This window comes from Proteus vulgaris (genome assembly GCF_011045815.1).
In the GTDB taxonomy this organism is placed as follows: Bacteria; Pseudomonadota; Gammaproteobacteria; order Enterobacterales; family Enterobacteriaceae; genus Proteus; species Proteus vulgaris_B.
Genome location: NZ_CP047344.1, coordinates 3,337,764 through 3,358,542, shown reverse-complemented (window position 1 = coordinate 3,358,542; position 20,779 = coordinate 3,337,764). Strand labels below are relative to the sequence as shown.

The window sequence follows — 20,779 nt, the reverse complement described above, 5'->3', positions numbered from 1 at the left end:
GTTCAGAAGAGTCTTGAAATAGAATTGAATGCTAGGAAAAAAATATTAAGAATGTAATCTGTCTTTATAGATTTATTTATTAATAGGTATTAATGCTTATTCACTTACAGCAACCCTATTTATTTCTATTTTGACTTAATTTTTTTGATAAAAACAACATATTTTTATCAGGGCAATCTAGGACTACCTATATGGATGTATTGCGCTTTTTACTTAGTCTTCCGTTTAAACTGATCCGTTTATTTGGTTGGGTTATTGTTTTTTGTATTCGTCTTCTTGAGAAAATACTTAGCCCGTTTATAGGACAAATACAATGGAGTACACCTATATGGGTTAGTTTTGTTGCTCGGCATTTGAGAAATATTGAAAAGGGTATGGTGAACCACCCAAAAACGGTATTAGGTTCTATTATTTTTCTTCTAGTCGCGTCATTTGGTAGTTACTACGGTTATCACAGTTATCTTAATCGCCCTGTTCCTATTGATGTTGCTCCCATTGTTGTACAAAAAGTTGATATAAAACTGACTGCCCCTGCGCCAATTAATTATGCCAGCGACAATCCTCAATCACAGAGAATAACGTTATCTTTTTCACGTTCTGCTGCACCTATTACACTTATTGATAAAGAAGTCACTGAAGGCGTGACATTAACGCCGGCTATTGAAGGGAACTGGCATTGGCAAAATGGTTCGACTCTTGTTTTTACAGCGAAAAAACCATTTGCAATGGGAAGCAAGTATCAAATAGAACTTGATGAAGCTCAGTTATTAGCACCCCAGTTTTTACTTAAATTAAAAAAATATGAATTTAAAACGTCTACTTTTGATTATCGTTTAGGAAATAGTGAGTTTTATCAAGATCCTCAAAATCCTGCTCAAAAGCATGCCATTATTAAAATTTCATTTAATGCCCCTGTTGATATTCAGAGCTTTGAAAAACGGCTTTCAATGAAATATGGCGATAATGAGAAGCTAAAATACGTTATTAATTATGATAATAAAAAATTAACGGCATGGGTTCATTCTGAACAGTTAGCGCTAAAAGATATTAGTAGCAAAGTGTTCCTTAAGATTGCACCAGGTGTTGCGAGTACAGTGACCGCAAACTCAACATCAAAAGAAAAAACCTATGGTGTGGATGTTCCAAGCTTATATAGCCTTAGTGTTTCCAATATAGAAAGTGAGCTTGTTGAGACTGAAAATGGTAAAGATGCGCGTGTGCTTATTGTTTCTTTAAATGATGCGTTGAATGAGAAAGAGATAAAGAATGAAGTTAGTGCATGGTTATTACCTCAACACAATTTAGAAATACAAAATGCTGACCTTAACCAAGGTGAAGATGATTATTACGATTGGAATTTGAATGATGTTAGTAAAACTATTCTTGCTCAGTCAGAAAAATTAACACTTGAGCTAAGTGATAATGAGCAAGAAAATCAGGCTACCTTTGCTTTTAAATATAATGCGCCTGCTTATCGCTATCTATTGGTTAAAATCTCAAGTGGAATAACTTCTGTTGGAGGATACCAATTAAAAGAAGATCGTTATCAAATCGTTAGCGTTCCTGATTACCCACAAATGCTGAGTTTTGTATCTGAAGGTGCTTTACTTTCTATGACAGGAGATAAACGGATCACCGTTTCTGCTCGTAATCTTCCGGGGTTACAATTAGATATTAAGCGAGTTATTCCAAATCAGTTACAGCATATTGTTTCTTTTAAAGATAAATATTTTACTTCAACGAATTTTAACCGTCTGAATGATGAATATTTTACAGAGCATTTTACTTATCAAACAGCACTGAACAACGAAAATAAAGGTGAAACTCAATATAAGGGGATCGATTTAAGTCGCTATTTATCTGCTGATCCTAATACTAAGCGTGGCATATTTTTATTAAAACTGACTTCTTGGGATCCGAATAAAGCATCAAGAACAGATGATGAAAACGAAGAGTATTATGAAGAGGACGATGATGAAGAGGTTTCTGATGCTCGCTTTGTTGTTGTCACTGATTTAGGCATTATCGCGAAATCTTCGATTAACGGTTCAAGAGATGTTTTTGTACAATCTATTTATAGTGGTGAACCTGTTAGTAATGCGAAAGTCTCTGTCATTGCTAAAAATGGAACAACGTTACTTAGCAAAATAACTAATGCTGATGGACATGTTGCTTTTCCAACACTTAAAGACTTTAGAAATGAACAAACTGCGGTTCTCTTTTTAGTTGAAAAAGAGGGGGATATTTCATTTTTACCAACAAATGCTTATTACGATAGACAATTAAACCTTTCTCGCTTTGATGTTTATGGCGATGATACGCCCAAAGATCCCCGCACTCTTGATAGTTTTCTCTTTTCTGATAGAGGTGTTTATAGGCCTGGTGAAACTTTCAATATTGGGCTAATTACACGGACATTTGACTGGAAAACGGCTATTGATGGCGTACCTCTACGTGTTGAAATTCGTGATCCTCGTAATACATTAATGTTAAATAAGTCCATGACATTAAACGAATTTGGTTTTAATGAATTGAGTTATACCACTTCAGAAAACTCGCCTACTGGAGATTGGAATATTTATCTTTACTTGGTGGGTAAGAATAACGAAGATGCCAGTTTATTAGGCAGTACGAGTATTGTCGTTAAAGAATTTGAACCTGACTTACTTAAAGTTGCACTTAATCTGAAACCTAATAGGCAACAAGGGTGGGTTAAACCTTCTGAATTAAAAGCATCAATTGACGTACAAAATTTATTTGGTACACCTGCACAAGATAGGCGTGTTGTGTCCAAATTAACGTTACGACCAATTTATCCTAATTTCTCACGCTATTCTGATTATCGTTTTTATGAAAACCGCCGTAATCACGATAGTTTTGAAACAGAGTTAGAAGAGACGACAACAAATGATGAAGGGATAGCTGATATTGATTTAGGGCTAGAGTCTTATGATGATGCAACTTATCAATTACAACTTATCTCTGAAGCTTTTGATGCAGGAAGTGGTCGCTCAGTCACTGCGGCGGCCCGTGTAATGGTATCTCCTCATGATTATCTAGTTGGGGTAAAAGCAGATGGAACGCTTGACTATATCAATCAAAATGCACAACGTAATCTCAATTTTATCGCCATTGATCCAACATTAAAACAAGTTACTCAAGAGGCACTCACACTAGAACGTTATGAGCAAAAATACCTTTCTGTTTTAACTCGTCAAAATTCGGGTGTTTATAAATATCAGTCTAAATTAAAAGAAGTTTTTATTAATGAAGTCCCATTTTCTATTGATGAAAAAGGTAGCCACTTTTTATTAGAGACGCAAACACCAGGTAATTTTGTATTATTAGTCAAAAATAAAGCAGGTAATGTACTCAACCGCATCAATTATACGGTCGCAGGAAACGCGAATGTTACGCGATCTCTTGATCGCGAAGCTGAGCTACAACTTACTTTAAACAAAGACACATACAAAGCTGGTGAAGAAATAGAAATTGCCATTAATGCGCCTTATATCGGCAGTGGCATTATCACTATAGAAAAAGATAAGGTTTATCATTGGCAGTGGTTTACATCATCAACTACAAGTTCAGTACAAAAGATCCGTGTTCCAGATGAGTTGCAAGGTAATGGATATATCAATGTCCAATTTGTTCGAGATATTAACTCTGACGAAATATTTATGAGCCCACTTAGCTATGGTGTTATACCGTTTAAAGTGAGTCGTGAAAATTATCAAGCTAATATTGAATTGCAATCACCTGAGATTATCAAGCCAGGCGAGACTTTGCCGATCACCGTAAAAACAGAGACTCCACAACAAGTTGCTGTATTTGCAGTTGACGAAGGCATTTTACAAGTTGCACGATATAAATTAAAAGATCCATTGGATTACTTCTTCCGTAAACGATCATTAGAAGTTGAAAGCACACAAATACTCGATCTTATTTTGCCTGAGTTTAGCAAAATGATGTCACTGACTTCGGCACCGGGTGGAGATGCAGGAGAAGGAGTTGATCTCTATTTAAATCCATTCAAACGTAAAAAAGAAGAACCTGTGGCCTATTGGTCTGGTATTACGGAAGTAGAGGGTGAAGCGGTCTTTAATTATAAAGTGCCTGAATATTTTAATGGCAAGATCCGCATAATGGCAGTATCTGTTACCCCAAATCGTATAGGGAATGCACAACGTTATACTACAGTGCGTGATGATTTTGTATTAAGCCCACATATACCGACGACTGTTGCACCGAATGATGAATTTGATGTGACTTTGGGTATTGCAAATAATCTCACTGATCTTAATGGTGTTGAAACAAAACTGGATGTCATGATAACACCAGCGCCTCAATTAGAGGTGATAGGACAAAAGAGTTATCAATTGGAATTAGGTGAGAAAAAAGAAACGGTGGTTTCCTTTAGACTAAAAGCGAAATCGCAATTGGGTAATGGCGCTATCACTTTCTCAGTGAATACAGAAGGTAAAGTAACTCAACGGACGGTGGCTCTCTCTATTCGCCCTGCTTCAGCTTATCGGACTCAATCAAGCTTAGGACGCATGGATGGAAAAGAGCAGAGTGTCACGTATATTCGCCAAATGTATGATGAATATGCCAATAGAGATGCGCGTGTTTCTTACTCTCCTTTGGTGCTCAGTAGTGCATTAGCACAATACCTTGCTAATTATCCTTATAATTGTTCAGAGCAAATAACTAGTCAGGCAATACCGTTATTATTCCATCAACGTAATCCTGAAATGAAGGCTATCTATTCACAAGGTAAAATTCGTTCTCAACTTGAACAAACAATGGCGACATTACTCACTCGTCAAAATGGGCAAGGAGCAATAGGAACATGGCGTTCTACACCATCGACAGATCCCTTTGTCACCTTATATGTGGTTCAATTTTTACTAGAGGCACAAGAAGCAAATTACCCTGTATCTGATACGCTATTGCGATCATCCAATGAATATTTAACTAAGCTTGCCGTCAATGTAGGGTTAAATAATCAAGATGAACTTAGAATGCGTGCTTTTGCAGTCTATTTGTTAACGCGTCAAGGCAAAGTCACTACCAGTGAAATAGCAGCTATTCAAACGCGTATGCAAAAGAATTATCCAAAAACATGGCAGAGTGATTTAGGTGCTTTATATTTAGCTGCTTCTTACAAAATGTTGAAAATGGATAAACACGCTGACGAGTTGTTAAAACCTACATGGCAAGAGCTAAGCAAGGCTTATAGTAAGGCGTGGTGGTCGAAAAACTATTTAGATCCACTGGTTTTAGACAGTACAAGATTGTATTTGATTGTGAAACATTTCCCTGAAAAAGCAGCTGATATTCCACCGCAGCTCTTAGAGAATATGGTATTGAGCTTTAAAGAAGAGCGCTATACCACACAATCATCAGCGATGAGTATTTTGGCGTTAGAGTATTACACTAAACAGATCCAAAACATCACAGCATCAGCACAACCATTAACTGTGAGTGCTAAAAAAGGTGAAAATCCGCCAATAGTGATCTCATCGATGACAAATGCAACTGCGATTGGCCAGTTTGGTGCAGGTATTAACGAAGTTTTGTTTAATAACCCAACAAATAATCCTGCTTGGTATGTTGTCACACAGTCTGGTTTTGATAGCGAGCAACCTAAAGAAGCGCTTTCACAAGGATTAGAAATTTCTCGTGATTACGTGAATGAAAAGGGTGAGTCTGTAAATAGTGCAACATTAGGCGAAAAGCTTTATGTACATATAAAAGTCAGAGCCAATGCAAAGCAGGGCGTTGATAATGTTGTGCTGGTGGACTTACTTCCGGGAGGATTTGAGGTTGTACAACAATCAATGGATGATGTTGATAACCCTGAAGTGGAATGGTTGTCACCGACCGGATCAAAAGGAACACGCTGGTCACCAGAATACAGTGATATTCGAGAAGATAGAGTCATTATTTATGGTACAGCTAGTCAACAGGTACAAGAATTCGTTTATCAAATTAAAGCGACTAATTCTGGGGTATTTACAATACCGCCAGCATTTGCAGAAGCGATGTATGATAGAGAAATACAAGCATTAGCGGTTGGTAAAGGAGTTATGACTGTTAATAAACCGACGCAAAATAATGGCAATGTAAAATGAAATTAAATTGGATTTCAAACACTGGTTTTTGGTTATTTTAAAATGGTCAGGAGTTGGCGTATTTTACAAAATATTTTGATGGGTGGCTTCTTAGTCGCCCTCTTTTGTGTAGTGTTCCGATTATTTCCTCATCCCGCACTTTCAGAGGGTTTCTTATCTTCAACGGCTTATTATGATAGCAATGGCAACCTACTTCGCTTAACACTTGCTAATGATGAACGCTATCGATTATGGACAGATTTAGACGACATTTCGCCTTTAATGGTTGAGAGTGCCATGCGATATGAAGATCGCTGGTTTTATTATCATACAGGTTTTAACCCTTACAGTTTAATTCGTGGTTTTTTTGTCAGTTATATTTATGGTGAACGATTACAAGGTGGCTCTACTATTACAATGCAATTAGCGCGTATGCATTGGCAATTAAATACGCGAAATGTAGGGGGAAAACTGGTTCAAGTATTACGCGCTATCCAATTAGAACTCAGTTATTCAAAACATGATATTTTGGAAGCGTATTTTAACTATGCACCTTATGGGCGAAATATAGAGAGTGTTGGGGCAGCAAGCCTGATTTACTTTAATAAAAATCCTAAAGAATTAACATTACCCGAAGCGTTAACACTTGCCGTATTACCTCAATCACCCAGTTACCGGATAGAACCAAATACCGATGGTATTAGTCTCTCTTTAATGAAAACACGTAACCAGCTTTATGATTATTGGTTAAAAGAGCATCCTAAAGATGCCAATTTATCTGCACTCTTCCAATTGCCTCTTCAGTTACGTCAACCAGAAAAAATGCCTTATATTGCCCCTCATTTAGTGGAACAAATAGAAAAACAAGAAAAATTTAATCCAAGAAAACCCACAACTATAGTGACAACGCTTGATCTTTCATTACAGAGATTAGTTGAAAAGCAGGTTGATGCCTTTATTGAGCGAAATAAACATCTTGGTGTTAAAAATGCTTCGGTGATCCTCGTTGATACGCGAGATATGGGGGTTAAAGCGTTAGTCGGTTCGGCAGATTATTATAATGTGGATATTCATGGGCAAGTTAATGGAACTAATGCCAAGCGTTCACCGGGTTCAACATTAAAGCCTTTTATCTATGCATTAGGATTAGAGCAAGGCATTTTACATCCCCGAACAATTTTAAAAGATGTACCCTCTACCTTTGGCAGTTATGCGCCAGAGAACTTTGACTTACGCTTTTTAGGGCCTATTTCTGCCACTCAAGCTCTTAATTACAGCCGAAATATTCCCGCTGTAGCTATTGCTTCACAATTGAAACAGCCTACGCTTTATCAGTTTTTACAAATGTCGGGTGTCAGTAATATGGCCAGTGAAAAACATTATGGTTTATCGCTGGTGCTTGGAGGTGGCGAAATTACGGTACAAGAGTTAGCAAAGCTTTATGGAATATTAGCTAATCGGGGAGAGCTTAAACCATTAAGAATGCAAAGTACGGATACTATTGCTAAACCTATCCGATTGCTAAGTGAAGAGGCAAGCTTTATTACGCTAGATATGCTAGGGCAACATCGAAGACCCGATGATACTCTTGCTCAAAAATCTATGACTTTACCCATTTATTGGAAAACAGGCACTTCTTGGGGATTTCGTGATGCATGGAGTAGTGGGATCTTTGGCCCCTATGTTTTAGTGGTTTGGATCGGTAACTTTGATGGTAAAGGAAATAGCGCATTAATTGGTGCCGAAGCTGCTGCACCTCTATTTTTTAATATTATAGATAATATAGTTGCAGACTATCCGAAACTAAAAGTGCCTCGATTTAAACTGCCTGAAAATATTAAACAAGTCGATATTTGTTTGGCGAGTGGTAATTTACCTACACCATGGTGTCAAAGTAAGGGTAAAACATGGTTTATTCCAGGAAAATCACCGATTAAAGTGGATACTATTTATCGGCCTCTAGCAATTGATAAAATAACGGGAGAGGTTGTCTGTCCACCATATAATGAAGATCAGGTAAATATCGAAATTTTTGAATATTGGCCTTCTGATTTAGCCAAAGTATTTGCTCAAGCAGGGCTACCAAAGCGAACACCTCCTTCTACCGCTCATTGTAAAAATGGAGATATGGCCGTGACAGGGACACCTCCTCGCATATTATCGCCATTACGAAATACAACCTATACCTTAAGACGAGCATCAGTGCCAAATACGTCCATTGTATTTAATGCAACAGCAGATAATGACAGTAATATTATTTACTGGTTTGTTGATGATGCTTATTTGGGAAACAGTACCAATCAACGTTCAATAGAGTGGCAGCCAAAAGAAAGTGGCCGTTACCGCATACGTGCCGTTGATGATAAAGGTCGAGCAGACACTCGTAATATTCGAGTTGATATTATTGGTGTGATGAGAACACAAGTGGCAGAAGTAGATTAATATTAGTGTTAAAAACCACTGATTTTACTTAATGATTGTCTTGAAATTTTAATATTAATTTCTATCGTGATCTTATTCTAACTATTATAACTCGATATTGTTGCAAGATAATTATTAGGTAAAATATTAAAAAATATTTTATCTTGTCAGCAAGGAAGAAATAATCAGCATGAAAACTCGAATTCTAAAATTAGCATTATTAGGCGCATTAACGTTACCTTTAGTTGGGTGTGGTGATGGAACACCTAATTGTGATAGCACTGAAGCAAAGAACTTAGTGGTCGATATTACGAAAGATGAATTACGTGATCAAAAAATGGCCGCAGTGATAGATCAAATTAAGATAAAAGTGGAAAGCGTGCGTACTCGTGAACATGACGAAAAAAGAGATACTTATTCGTGTGCGGCTGAACTTTCTTTTGAAGGTAAAGGCGGTAAGAACTCGATTCCAATTACTTATACCATCGAAAGTACGGATGATGGCAAAGAATTTTACGTCAATGTATTTGGTTTATAATTGATTCAGATAAAAAACCATCGTTATGATGGTTTTTTATTTTAAGAGGGCATATGACTGATTTTAATAAACAGGAAGATTTTTGTGATGAATCGGTAAAAAAGAAATACTCAGCCATTATAAATTTAGCAAGAAATACAGCTCTAAAACATGATGAATTAGAAGATAATCTTTTATGCTCTACTAACTTAGTTGATGTGCTTAATATTAATGAAAATAAACATAGTATTATTTTAAAGAAAATATTAAACAATAAAAAAGGTAATGAATATAAATTTATTCCTTCTTTTTTAAAACAGGTTTTAAAGAAAGAAATTATATTTAATTATAATGAATTAAAAATTAAAACAGAAAGTAATAGAGTTGATATTAGTATTGAAGATGGATTTAATGCAATTATAATAGAAAGTAAAGTTTGTAATGCACCAGATCAAGAACGACAATTGGAAAGGTATATTGATAAATTTATCTCTAATGGATATCAAGAAGAGAAGATTTTTATTTTATATTTAACGGGGCATAAAAAAGAAAGTTACCGACCTGAGAGTCTTGGTAAGTATAAAAAAAGTAATAAGGTTTATTTTAAACTTTCTTCATTTGAAAGTGAAATATTAACATGGTTAGAAAAGGATGTTTATCCTCATATAAATAAAAACAATAAAGCTTTTGATTCTTTTGTTTATCAATATAAAGATAGTTTGAAAATTAAATTTCTAAATCAGCATGAAGAAGAAAAAAACAAAATGAATGATGAAATAAATGACTATATTCTTAATGAAATAAATATATCTGAAAATTACATTGATGACGGCATTGATGAGATAAAGAAAATCATTAATGATACAGAATCATTAAGAAAAAATTTAAATGCTCTCTTAATAAGAGAAGTAGAGAGAGTTTTTACTTTATGGGGTAATAAAATAAAAAATGATTATCCTCAGTTAGCGTTTTCAGATGATAACTGCGAAATAAATGAAAAGCATGTTGGTGTTTTAATCAATTATAACAAAAATAAATTTTCGGTTGCTATCGAAAAAGATAGCTCGAATATTTATATTGGTGTAAAAGTTCATTCTTATAAAGAACCAGGGCTTAATGAAGAAATAGCTAAATTATTAAATAACGTATTTGATACCTCTTATAAAATAGGAGTAAATTATTGGTATGGATGGAAATATATCAATAATTATGGTCAGGTTTACTCTAATTTTGAATTATTATTGGATAAGATAAATCAAGAAATAGAACTGCTATCTAAGAATAAAAAGTAGATATATAAATACTAACTCTATATATCTACTTGTAATAAATTACGCTAGATCATCCAGAAACTCGGGTGATGGAACAAAGAATAATGTACCTGTTACAGGAGTACTGAATTTAAGTAATTTATCAGTATGACCTTCAGGTGTGCCTGCAAACATATTTTCTAACATGCGACGGGTTGTTGAAAAATAACGTGCATAACCAATAAAATAAGTACCGTATTCATTTTTTGATGGATTGGAAAAAGGCATATTGGCTCTGACAATTTTTAAATCATCACCGTTTTCATCTTGAATATTGGTGACAACATTATGAGAACCGGGCTCTTTTTCTTCATCGGTTAATTCAACATCGTTGAATTTATGTCTACCAATGACTTTTTCTTGTTCGATAAGAGACTGCTTTTCCCATGCTTCCATATCGTGAATATACTTTTGTACAAAGGCGTAGCTACCTCCTGAAAACTCAGGATCTTCATCACCAATAACAGCATAAGAAGCACGCTCATCTTCATATTCAGGGTTTTCAGTTCCATCGACAAAACCAATAATAGAACGCCCATCAAAATATCTAAATCCATGCACTTCATCGACAGGTGTAACAATATTCTTTAGCTTTTGGCTGATGATAGAAGCTAATTCGTAACAGGCAGAAACTTTGAGAGCTCGAATATGGAAAAAAAGATCGCCCGAAGTAGAAACCGCAGTATAAGTATCACCTTTAATTTCTTTAAAGGTATTTAGTTCTTTGGGTTTTGCTTGATTGGGGAATAATGTAGCCCATGCATTTGCACCGAAGCCCATTACACAGCTTGTTTCCAATTCAGGAAAACGTGTTCTCATACTACGTATTAGACCAGAAAAATTATTACAAAGATCGATCAGAATTTCGCGGTTTTCAGGTGAGTGGATGAGGTTAAAAACTAAAAAATAAGCATTCTCACAGGGTGATTTCGTAACATCTTGGTATTTCATGGTGATCCCTAAATGACGAATAATAATTAAGTCATATTTACAAAATATTGTTTTTTAGTTTTACACCAAAACTCTCCCTATTACAAAGAAAGGGAGAGGTTTTTATCCTGATTTTTATAAAAAAGAATGAAAGACTGTGTTATTTTTTTATTTCGTAGCATATTAATGTGATGTGTTAATTAATACTTTCATGACTACGATAAATTAAAGATAAATGAGGATGTTGCCATAAACTTGCTGGAGTGACGGTTGTTCTTTCCCAAGGAATTTGCCCAATAAACCATAATTTCCAAAATTGTAATTTAGCATTAGGATTTTTACTTAATAATTCTTGGAAGGTTTCGATTTCACCTACACGAATAGAAAGCGCTGATTTATAAATATCGAAAACAAATTTAGAGCAAAATTGACGAGAAGAATCGTATTTGAATCCTGTATGGTAAAGCTTATTTAATCTTTCTGGGACTTGTGCGATAAGTGCATTTTTTTGTTCATTGGATAATTGTGTTGATAAACGGCGTATTGCATAGCGTTTATCAGCTGAACGATTAATAAAGCGAGTTAATGTCGTTGTTGTTGAGAGTGGAACACGGCTTTCTGCCACTAAATAATCTTTACCATTATGGCCAATAATAATGCCAACATGATTGCTCCAGCATAAAGAAGCTGAGGAAATTTGACGAAATAAAGAGGTACCAATACATGTAAATACGATATCACCAACTTCTAATTCTTGTGGATAATCAAGTTTTATCATCATTATATTACCTATTATATAGAAGTATAATTATCATTCTTTGACTCTAATAAATAGATATGGTTTCTATTTTATAACTCAATGACTTTAAAATAAAAAATAGACTATAACTTAATAAAACCTTAATTTTAAGAATAATATCATTTATTATTGATAATAAGATGCTTAATTTAGAATATTTAAAAGAATCATTGTGATTAATCCAATTGTTCATCTGGAATATCATATTTTATGACAACACTATTTTTATAAAGTAATTCAGATTTCAGTAATTTAGGGAAAGCGCCTACATTATTCTTAGTATAAATATCTCGCCAAATTTCATTGCAACGATACACATGCTCTCCTTTTTTAATAAAAGCAGAGGATTTTTCGTAGATATGATAGCGATACTCCCTCGCTTTGTTACAGAGCAATTCTCCTTCTAGTTGATGCTCTGCTACATGTAATTTAATTTGATAATCATAAGGTGTTGGATTATATAAAACTAAATCCACATAATTATAGAAAATAGCAGCGCCAGATCCAAAAGGAAGAACTCTTCCCTCATCAGGAAAAGGATCAAAACTATGATTAGCTTTTTCAATCACTTTTAGCTCAGAATGTAGTGCTAGCCAATGAATTAAATTACTTGCCTGACAAATTCCGCCACCGACACCTTTTCTAGCCTCACCGTAAGAAAGTTGCATGCCATCAATAAAGCCTCGTTTATAACTAGGTTTTCCAACTAGAGAGCAAAAAGAGAAATACTCACCAGGATGGATAATGACGCCATCAAGTGCTTTTTCAACTAATTTAAGATTTGTAATTTTATTGTATTGTAATTGAATATCACTTTCGCCACGGCGACTAATTAATTTAGATGTGTGTTTTAGATAACGGTATAAAAGTCGTTGTTCTGGTTGAACATCTCTACTGTATTTTCGGCCTGAAAATCGCCAGCTTAACGAACGAAACAAACGACGTTGCGCCACTCTCAAAGTATAAAGAATAGGGTGATAGGATGAGAGTGTTTTACGCATAAAATCCTTTTAAACGATATTAGAGAAAGGTAGAGAATAGGGAATGTATCATAACGATTTAGCAGAGATATTGATACGCGAATATCCCTAAAATAAGGTAACTAAAAGATTAGATAATCAATTTACTTATTGATATCTTTAGTTAAAATCTGAGCTTGAGATTGTAAGACTGATAAGAAGTTCTTAGTAGCAGGAGAGATATACTTTTCTTTATGATGAAAATAACGAATGCCCCGACTAAATTGAATATCATCAAAAGAAACTTCACATAAAAGGCCTGATTTTAATTCTTGTAAAATAGATAAGCGAGATAAAACGGAAATTCCTAATCCATGAATAACACCTTGCTTGATCCCCTCTAAACTATTTATTTCCATTACATTTTTGATCTCTTTATTATTTTCTTTGATCCTGTCTAATAAAAAATCACGAGTGGCAGAGTGCTCTGGCTTGATCAGAAAAACTTCAGATGCAATATCAGAAAATCTGCAATGTTTCTTTTTGGCTAACCAATGTTTTGGAGAACAAATCAGCACGAGAGGATCGATAAGAAACGTATCAAGGTGATATTCAGTCGGATCTAAATAGATATGATCTGACATGATTAAAAACTCTAATTCTTGGGTATCAAGTTTATGGATAAGTTGTGTTGAACTTGAAATATCCATGCTGAGTTTTACGTCAGGATACAGTTCTCTAAATTGAGCCATAATTTGTGGCAACAGGTAAACACCAACAAAATGACTAGCGCCAAACTTAATTTCGCCTTTAGAGGGATCATCAAATTGTCGCATATGTTCAGAAGAGGATTTTACTAAATTAATAATCTGAGTTGCATATTGTTGATATACCTTACCTTGAGGCGTTAAATAAAGCCGATTGTTGATCCTTTCAAACAATGTTGTTTGTAACTCTTCTTCCAATTTTCGAATTTTTATACTGACACTGGGCTGAGTGCAAAATAGACGCTCCGCAGTTTCAGTCACATTAAAACCGTTAGCAAGTAATAGAAAGGCATCTAATTGGCTTAAGTTCATATCAATACCATAAATTATTTTTATAGTGATAATATATTAATACAATTATCTTTATACCTCAATATTTCTATACTGGACTTCCTACCCTACATATTAAGAGGAACCGGTTATGGAAAAGACTGCGAAGCGAGATGATATCGCTAAACCAGCGCCATCATCACCAGAACAAAACGGCAAAAAAATAACATTAAAAACAATAGGAATACCTTTAGCTTTATTGGTATTACTCACTCTGTTCTTTATGCCAACACCAGATGGATTAAGCATTGAAGGACAAAAAGCGATTGCTATTTTTTGTGCGGCATTAATTTTATGGGTGTGTGGATCGTTGCCCATTTATTTAACGTCAATGTTAGTGATTGTATTACTCCCATTAACAGGCACTGTAGCAAAAGAAAAAGTTGTTTTTGGTACATTAGGCTATGACGTTATTTGGTTGATGGTGTCAGCATTTGTTTTAACCTCGGCAATGATCAAATCAAATATTGCCAGACGTTTTGCTTTGTGGATGATCACAAATTTTGGTCAGACTCCCAAAAAAGCACTCTTTGTTCTTATTCTTATTAACTTCTGTTTAGTTTTCTTTGTTCCATCAACAACTGCTCGTGCAACATTAATGGTGCCGATATGTATGATCTTATTAGAAATACATAAGGCTATTCCTGGAAAAAGCAATTACGGAAAATTAATGATGTTGCAAGGTGTGCAAGCCGATGCATTAGCAACATCAGGAGTGATGACAGGAACGGCGGCTAATATTATTGCGGTTGGGTTTATCAACTCACAAGCCGGTGGCTCTATTGGTTATATGGATTGGCTAATTGCTTCTTTCCCATTGGCAATTGTGGGAATGACTATCTCCTTTTTTATTGGATTAAAACTTTTCTCTTTTAAAGGAGAGGTCGATTTCGAAGGTTCTTTAGAGAAATTAAAAAAAGAACGCTCACAACTTGGTTTATTAACCAAGAATGAGAAAAAAGCCATGTATATCTTTTTAATGGCGGTCTTTTTATGGGCAACAGAAAGTTATCACCAAGATATGTTTGGTTTTAAAATTAGCGTCTATATGACAGCTGTCATTGCTGCCATTCTCTGTTTGATGCCACGTATTGGTTTATTAACGTGGAATGAAGCCAATATCAAATGGGATCTAATGATATTTGCAGCAGGTGCTTATGCGGCTGGTAACACCTTAGAATCTACAGAAGGTGCGCAATGGCTAATTGGTAAAATGGTTTATGGGCTCGGGTTAGAAAATATGAGCACTACAATGGTCTATATTGTGGTTGTTTTTATCTGCATGTATAGCCATTTAATTTTTACGAGTAAAACAGTAAAAACAACCATATTAATTCCAGCCATTATTGCACTTGCTAAAACATTGGGTATGGACCCGGTTACATTGGCATTAGCTGCTTCCTTTACACTGACTTATACCATTACATTACCTCCTCATTCGAAAGTAAATACTATCTATTTCTCAAGTGGCTACTTTAGTGTGTTAGAGCAAATGAAATATGGATTAATTACTTGTTTTGTTGGGGCATCAGTAATTTCTATCGCGATATTTACTTGGTTCCAAATTCTTGGGTATGGCCTATAAACCATTAAATTAAGGAATAATAATGAGACTAATTTTATTAAGACACGGTGAAACCTTATGGAATATGGAATCGCGCTTACAAGGACATGCTAATTCATGTTTATCACCAAAAGGAATTAATCAAGCAATGGCGATAAAAGAGAGTATTAAATTATTATCGCCAGCTCGGATTATCACGTCAGATTTAGGTAGAACAGTACAAACAGCAGAAATTGTTGGTCATCCAGAAGCAATAAAAGAGCCATTGTTGCGAGAACTAAATATGGGTGAATGGACAGGACAAAGAAAACCAGAACTGATAAGACACCATGCAGATAAATATAAAAATTGGCGAGCTGGAACTTATACACCACCTAAAGGCGAAAATTGGTTTGATTTTTGTGATCGCATAGGAGCTGCATTACAAGGATGGGTATGTAAGGAAGATAGTGATTTATTAGCTGTTGTGCATAGTGGGGTTATTCGAGCAGCTTGCAAAGTTTTTTTAAATCTATCTCCAGAGTTTTTATTACCTGCAACACCAGGAACAATAACAATATTAAATTTTGACTTGAATTCTGATAAAGCACCAAAATTAGAAGCTTATAATATTGGTTCCTATATGCCAGATAAGAATGTCGCTGATTAAGATTAATAAGAAGTGGTTTTCAAATTAATCGTTGTAATTTAATTTATATAATTATCTAAAAAACACTCCGATATTAAATCAGAGCAAGGGAAACCTTGCTCTTTTTTTTGCTTATGGAAATGAAAGAAAATCATATATTTTATATACAATATTTTTTTATTCTTTTTTTATTCAAATTGTAACTGATAAGTTAAATCGAATTTCGTTCAAAAATAGTACGTTAAGGATTTAATTTAATCAAAAAAGAATAAAAAGCAGATTTTATTATTAAGAGAAAATAATACTTTTCTTTATTCACACCATATGCGTTATAAAATGAAATAAAAAATACATTTATTAATAATAAATAGTATTTAACTTTTATTTTGATTTAACAATGTTGTATCAATATATGAAAATTTAAAATAATTAAAAATAAACTTCATTGATTAACTAATAAAGAGTTTACTTGGTTTTAAACTCTGATTTAAATCAAAAAAATGAATATTATACCGCTATAACCAAAACTTGTTTATTATAAAAAACAATTAGATAATACTCATATTCTGAGTTAATTAAGTATTTTTAATTAATTTGGTTTTATTAATAAAAATTAATCGGAGAAAAAATGAGAAAAAACTTACTTGCAACATTAATTGCTGCTACTACTATCTTTGTCGCTAATAATGCATTAGCTGCGGATGGTACTATTGATTTTACAGGGGAAATCATCGATAACGCGTGTGAATTAGCAGCTGGTTCAGATGCATTAAAAGTGAATCTTGGTAAAGTTTCTAAAACAGCATTACCAAGTACAGGAAGTACAGCAGCAGCAACGAAATTTACAATTAAATTAATTAATTGCCCTGCAACTATTAATAGTGCAACTGTAAAATTTGATGCTGATTCTTATTTAGGTGACGACACTGTTATTGCATTAAGAAAGGATACAGGGGTAGCGACAGGAGTTGGTATTCAAATTACAGATGATACAAATACGGTAGTTCCATTATTTACAGCATCTAAAGCGTATGCATTAAAAACAGGGGTGGAAAATAATTTAGATTTTCGTGCTCGTTATATTGCAAAATCTGACACAGTGACTGTAGGTCCTGCAAATGGTAATGCAACATTTACAATTAATTATAATTAAAATAATTAAGTAGTAACGAAAGGATTAAAGGGATTTGATCCTTTATTTTAAAATTATGGTGATACTATGAAATATATTCTGTGTGTTTTAATCTTTATTTTACCTCTGATAAATACTGCAAATGCTGGTGTCATTATCGGTGGTACTCGGGTTATTTATGACGAGGGAAAAAAAGACGTTAGTATTGGTGTTGAAAACCCTGATGCTATTCCTTATTTAATCCAATCTTGGATTGATGATATTAATGAAAATGAACAATCTTTTTTTACTATAACGCCTCCATTATTTAGGTTAAATAGTGAGAATACTAATGCGTTAAGGATATTCTTGACTGAAAATAAATTACCTAAAGATAGAGAGTCGCTTTTTTGGTTAAATATAAAAACAATTCCAGCAACAGAAAAAACGGAAAACTCATTACAAATTGCCTTTAAAACACAAATTAAATTAATCTTCCGCCCTGAAGGTTTGAAAGGTGTTAATTTTATAGAGGAACAGAAAAAACTAGAGTGGTCAAAAAATGGGAATAAAATAAATGTAAAAAATCCGACCTCTTACTTTATTAATTTTCAAATAGTCAAATTTAATGGTTTTTCTGTTAATGATGTTTCATATGTCGAACCTTATTCAACAAAATCTTTTGATATTAATAATAATGAAAATCATGGCATTATAAGTTGGGAGATTATTAATGACTATGGTGCAACCACTGAATTATCGGAAGTTAAAATATAATATCTAATAAAATTAGGTTTTAATATGAAATTAAATAAAGTATGTATTAGCCTATTTTTATATTTAGGCTATATAGCCTCATTATATGCAGAAGAGATAAACTCAAAAAATACCTACTTCGATCCGGATTTTTTAGAGTTACCCAATAAAGGCTCTATTGATCTATCTCAATTCGATAATGATGAACAGTTAGCAGGTATTTATTATGTTGATATTTATGTTAACACTAACTTAATTGGTACTAAGAAAGTCAAATTTGATAAGAAAGATAATGGTGAATTAATCCCATGTTTATCAATAAAAGATCTTGATAGTTTTGGTATTAAAACAAAAGAATACCAAGAGCAATTAAAGTCGAATGATCAATGTGTGGACTTATCGATTATTCCTAATAGTAAAAGTGAATTTGATTTTAATTCTCAACGCTTGTATTTAAGTATTCCCCAAATTGCGTTAGATAATAAACCGAGAGGATTTGTTAATTTAGATAATGTTGATAATGGGATAGCCGCATTGCTATTAAATTACAGTTACAGTGGCTCAAAAAATTATGATAGGAAGAATAATGGTTCAAATATAACATCAAATTATCTTAATTTAAGGCCCGGTATAAATCTGGGACCTTGGCGCTTGAGAAATTATACAACTTGGTCAAATAGTAGTGACAGTTCAAGCCAATGGGATACCGTTTATACGTATTTATCTCGTAGTATTAACCAAATTAAAAGCCAATTAATTCTAGGTGATGGTGTTTCTCCCTCATCTGTCTTTGATAGTGTGCCGTTTAGGGGAATACAACTCGCTACAGATGATGATATGCATCCTGAAAGCTTACGTGGATACGCTCCAGTTGTACGTGGGATTGCCCGTAGTAATGCTCAAATTACGATCAGACAGAATGGTTATACAATTTATCAAACTGAGGTTGCAGCTGGGCCTTTTGAAATCGATGATTTATATCCAACGGGAAGTAGTGGTGATTTATATGTAACAATTAAAGAGTCTAATGGCAGTGAACAACATCAAATAATTCCTTTTGCCTCTTTACCTGTTTTACAACGAGAAGGGTATTTATCTTATAGCATTACTGGGGGGGAATATCGCTCTTATGATAAAGATATTGAAAAAAAGAAATTTGGACAGGCGACTTTAATTTATGGTTTACCTTATGGAGCGACTGCTTATGGTGGTAGCCAAATAAGTAATAAATATCAATCATACTCTCTTGGTTTAGGGCAAAATTTAGGTGCTTTAGGCGCGATATCAATTGATGTCACTCAGGCTAATTCAACTTTGAATAACGGCAGCACAGAGCGTGGACAGTCTTATCGTTTTAGATATAACAAGAATTTAAATACGTTAGGAACAAATATTGCGTTAGCAGGATATCGTTATTCTACTGGTGGATATTACAGTTTATCTGAGGTTTTTGATGAATATCGTAGTGGAATGAATGCACCTGAGATTGAACGACGTCGTAATCGTGCTGAAATTACGATCAATCAAAATTTAGGTGAAAGTTATGGTTCACTTTCTGTAGGTTATGTTAGAGAAAATTATTGGAATAGTGAGAGAAAAACACAATCAGCGACAGTCGGTTATAACAATAGTTGGCAGGGGATAAGCTATGGGCTGAACTATATTTATAATAAAAATACGAATCGCTATTCTTATAAATCAGATAGTTATTCTAAGAATGAAGATGATCATCAATTAGCATTTTCGGTTAGTGTGCCATTTAGTTTCTTTGAAGATACCTTTTATTATAACTTTAATACGAATAGCAGTAGTAATAGTCCGAGCACAGGAAGTGTGGGCATCTCCGCATCTCAGTTAAATAATCGGTTAAATTGGAATCTTCAACAAGCTTTTACGAATCAAGATCAAGGATCTTCTGGAAATTTAAACGCATCTTATAAGGGAAAATACGGGGAGTTGTCAGGAGGAAGTGGGTATAGCAAGGATAATTATAATTTATATTATGGCGCAAATGGAAGTTTAGTTGTTCACTCTGGCGGGATTGTTTTAGGGCAACAGCTTGGAGAAACGGCGGCTATTGTTGATATTCCAGATGCCGCAGATGTTGCTATTTTAAATCAGGCGGGAGTTAAAACGAATGATAATGGCTATGCTTTAGTACCTTATATTACGCCATATCGTAAAAATACAATTGATGTTGATACTTCGGCATTACCAGAAGATACCGAAATGGCGCTGACAAGTCAGACCGTTTCACCAAGCCGAGGTGCTTTAGTTAAAGCAAAATTTGCAGCTAATGTCGGATATAGAGCATTAGTAAAATTAACATTTGAAAACGGTGAACCACTTCCATTTGGGGCACAGGTTATTTTTAATAATAATTTACAATTAAACAGTATTGTTGGAAAAGATGGAGAAGTATATTTATCAGGGCTTAATGAATCGGGGAAATTTATTGTTAAATATAACGATGGTCAATGTGGTGTAAATTATAATTTATCAGGAGTGTCTAATTATTTAGGACTTTATAAAATCACTGCTATTTGTCAAAAATAAACTGACATAAGTTTA

General features: G+C 34.1%; 13 protein-coding genes. 9 read left to right on the top strand and 4 right to left on the bottom strand.

What is annotated here, in order from left to right:
- Positions 1–191: 191 nt before the first annotated feature.
- From GTH24_RS15940 to GTH24_RS15925, 4 genes are all read left to right on the top strand, one after another.
- Positions 192–6,137, top strand: coding sequence for an alpha-2-macroglobulin family protein (locus tag GTH24_RS15940; RefSeq protein WP_164526688.1), 5,946 nt, complete (start codon positions 192–194; stop codon positions 6,135–6,137).
- A gap of 42 nt (positions 6,138–6,179) precedes the next feature.
- The gene (pbpC, locus tag GTH24_RS15935; protein WP_072070170.1) at positions 6,180–8,558 is read left to right on the top strand and encodes a penicillin-binding protein 1C; all 2,379 of its coding nucleotides are present in this window, start codon (positions 6,180–6,182) and stop codon (positions 8,556–8,558) included.
- Between the two features lie 169 nt (positions 8,559–8,727).
- On the top strand, positions 8,728–9,075 hold the full coding sequence (locus GTH24_RS15930) for a hypothetical protein (RefSeq protein WP_072070169.1): 348 nt from the start codon (positions 8,728–8,730) through the stop codon (positions 9,073–9,075).
- A 53-nt stretch (positions 9,076–9,128) separates the two neighbouring features.
- Positions 9,129–10,346 carry a PD-(D/E)XK nuclease family protein gene (locus tag GTH24_RS15925; RefSeq protein ID WP_164526687.1) on the top strand — a complete coding sequence of 406 codons (1,218 nt, stop codon included), beginning with the start codon at positions 9,129–9,131 and terminating at the stop codon, positions 10,344–10,346.
- Between the two features lie 39 nt (positions 10,347–10,385).
- Here the strand turns inward: GTH24_RS15925 and GTH24_RS15920 are convergent, their stop codons facing one another.
- From GTH24_RS15920 to GTH24_RS15905, 4 genes are all read right to left on the bottom strand, one after another.
- Positions 10,386–11,315 carry a Dyp-type peroxidase gene (locus tag GTH24_RS15920; RefSeq protein ID WP_072070166.1) on the bottom strand — a complete coding sequence of 310 codons (930 nt, stop codon included), beginning with the start codon at positions 11,313–11,315 and terminating at the stop codon, positions 10,386–10,388.
- A gap of 175 nt (positions 11,316–11,490) precedes the next feature.
- Positions 11,491–12,072 carry a YebB family permuted papain-like enzyme gene (locus tag GTH24_RS15915; RefSeq protein ID WP_072070201.1) on the bottom strand — a complete coding sequence of 194 codons (582 nt, stop codon included), beginning with the start codon at positions 12,070–12,072 and terminating at the stop codon, positions 11,491–11,493.
- A gap of 197 nt (positions 12,073–12,269) precedes the next feature.
- On the bottom strand, positions 12,270–13,094 hold the full coding sequence (locus GTH24_RS15910; protein WP_164526686.1) for a VanW family protein: 825 nt from the start codon (positions 13,092–13,094) through the stop codon (positions 12,270–12,272).
- 122 nt (positions 13,095–13,216) lie between these two features.
- Positions 13,217–14,131 (bottom strand): LysR family transcriptional regulator, encoded by a 915-nt coding sequence (locus GTH24_RS15905; RefSeq protein ID WP_072070164.1) that lies wholly within the window; start codon positions 14,129–14,131, stop codon positions 13,217–13,219.
- 109 nt (positions 14,132–14,240) lie between these two features.
- On the opposite strand from GTH24_RS15905, the gene GTH24_RS15900 reads away from it, so the two are divergent.
- The 5 genes from GTH24_RS15900 (at position 14,241) to GTH24_RS15880 (ending at position 20,764) form a co-directional block, all read left to right on the top strand.
- Positions 14,241–15,734, top strand: a complete 1,494-nt coding sequence (locus GTH24_RS15900) for an SLC13 family permease (RefSeq protein ID WP_072070163.1) — start codon at positions 14,241–14,243, stop codon at positions 15,732–15,734.
- Positions 15,735–15,756: 22 nt separating this feature from the next.
- Positions 15,757–16,362, top strand: coding sequence for a histidine phosphatase family protein (locus tag GTH24_RS15895; RefSeq protein ID WP_072070162.1), 606 nt, complete (start codon positions 15,757–15,759; stop codon positions 16,360–16,362).
- A gap of 607 nt (positions 16,363–16,969) precedes the next feature.
- Positions 16,970–17,494: a fimbrial protein gene (locus tag GTH24_RS15890; RefSeq protein WP_115350816.1), complete on the top strand. Its 525-nt coding sequence runs from the start codon at positions 16,970–16,972 to the stop codon at positions 17,492–17,494.
- A 66-nt stretch (positions 17,495–17,560) separates the two neighbouring features.
- Entirely contained in the window at positions 17,561–18,229 is a 669-nt protein-coding gene (locus tag GTH24_RS15885; RefSeq protein WP_164526685.1) for a fimbrial biogenesis chaperone, read from the top strand.
- A gap of 24 nt (positions 18,230–18,253) precedes the next feature.
- On the top strand, positions 18,254–20,764 hold the full coding sequence (locus tag GTH24_RS15880) for a fimbria/pilus outer membrane usher protein (RefSeq protein ID WP_164526684.1): 2,511 nt from the start codon (positions 18,254–18,256) through the stop codon (positions 20,762–20,764).
- Positions 20,765–20,779 lie beyond the last annotated feature (15 nt).

What these genes read in the sequence shown, in the direction of transcription:
- GTH24_RS15940 (WP_164526688.1), top strand. Translation starts at nt 192, where the DNA reads ATGGATGTATTGCGCTTTTTACTTAGTCTTCCGTTTAAACTGATCCGT.
- pbpC (WP_072070170.1), top strand. Translation starts at nt 6,180, where the DNA reads ATGGTCAGGAGTTGGCGTATTTTACAAAATATTTTGATGGGTGGCTTC.
- GTH24_RS15930 (WP_072070169.1), top strand. Translation starts at nt 8,728, where the DNA reads ATGAAAACTCGAATTCTAAAATTAGCATTATTAGGCGCATTAACGTTA.
- GTH24_RS15925 (WP_164526687.1), top strand. Translation starts at nt 9,129, where the DNA reads ATGACTGATTTTAATAAACAGGAAGATTTTTGTGATGAATCGGTAAAA.
- GTH24_RS15920 (WP_072070166.1), bottom strand. Translation starts at nt 11,315, where the DNA reads ATGAAATACCAAGATGTTACGAAATCACCCTGTGAGAATGCTTATTTT.
- GTH24_RS15915 (WP_072070201.1), bottom strand. Translation starts at nt 12,072, where the DNA reads ATGATAAAACTTGATTATCCACAAGAATTAGAAGTTGGTGATATCGTA.
- GTH24_RS15910 (WP_164526686.1), bottom strand. Translation starts at nt 13,094, where the DNA reads ATGCGTAAAACACTCTCATCCTATCACCCTATTCTTTATACTTTGAGA.
- GTH24_RS15905 (WP_072070164.1), bottom strand. Translation starts at nt 14,131, where the DNA reads ATGAACTTAAGCCAATTAGATGCCTTTCTATTACTTGCTAACGGTTTT.
- GTH24_RS15900 (WP_072070163.1), top strand. Translation starts at nt 14,241, where the DNA reads ATGGAAAAGACTGCGAAGCGAGATGATATCGCTAAACCAGCGCCATCA.
- GTH24_RS15895 (WP_072070162.1), top strand. Translation starts at nt 15,757, where the DNA reads ATGAGACTAATTTTATTAAGACACGGTGAAACCTTATGGAATATGGAA.
- GTH24_RS15890 (WP_115350816.1), top strand. Translation starts at nt 16,970, where the DNA reads ATGAGAAAAAACTTACTTGCAACATTAATTGCTGCTACTACTATCTTT.
- GTH24_RS15885 (WP_164526685.1), top strand. Translation starts at nt 17,561, where the DNA reads ATGAAATATATTCTGTGTGTTTTAATCTTTATTTTACCTCTGATAAAT.
- GTH24_RS15880 (WP_164526684.1), top strand. Translation starts at nt 18,254, where the DNA reads ATGAAATTAAATAAAGTATGTATTAGCCTATTTTTATATTTAGGCTAT.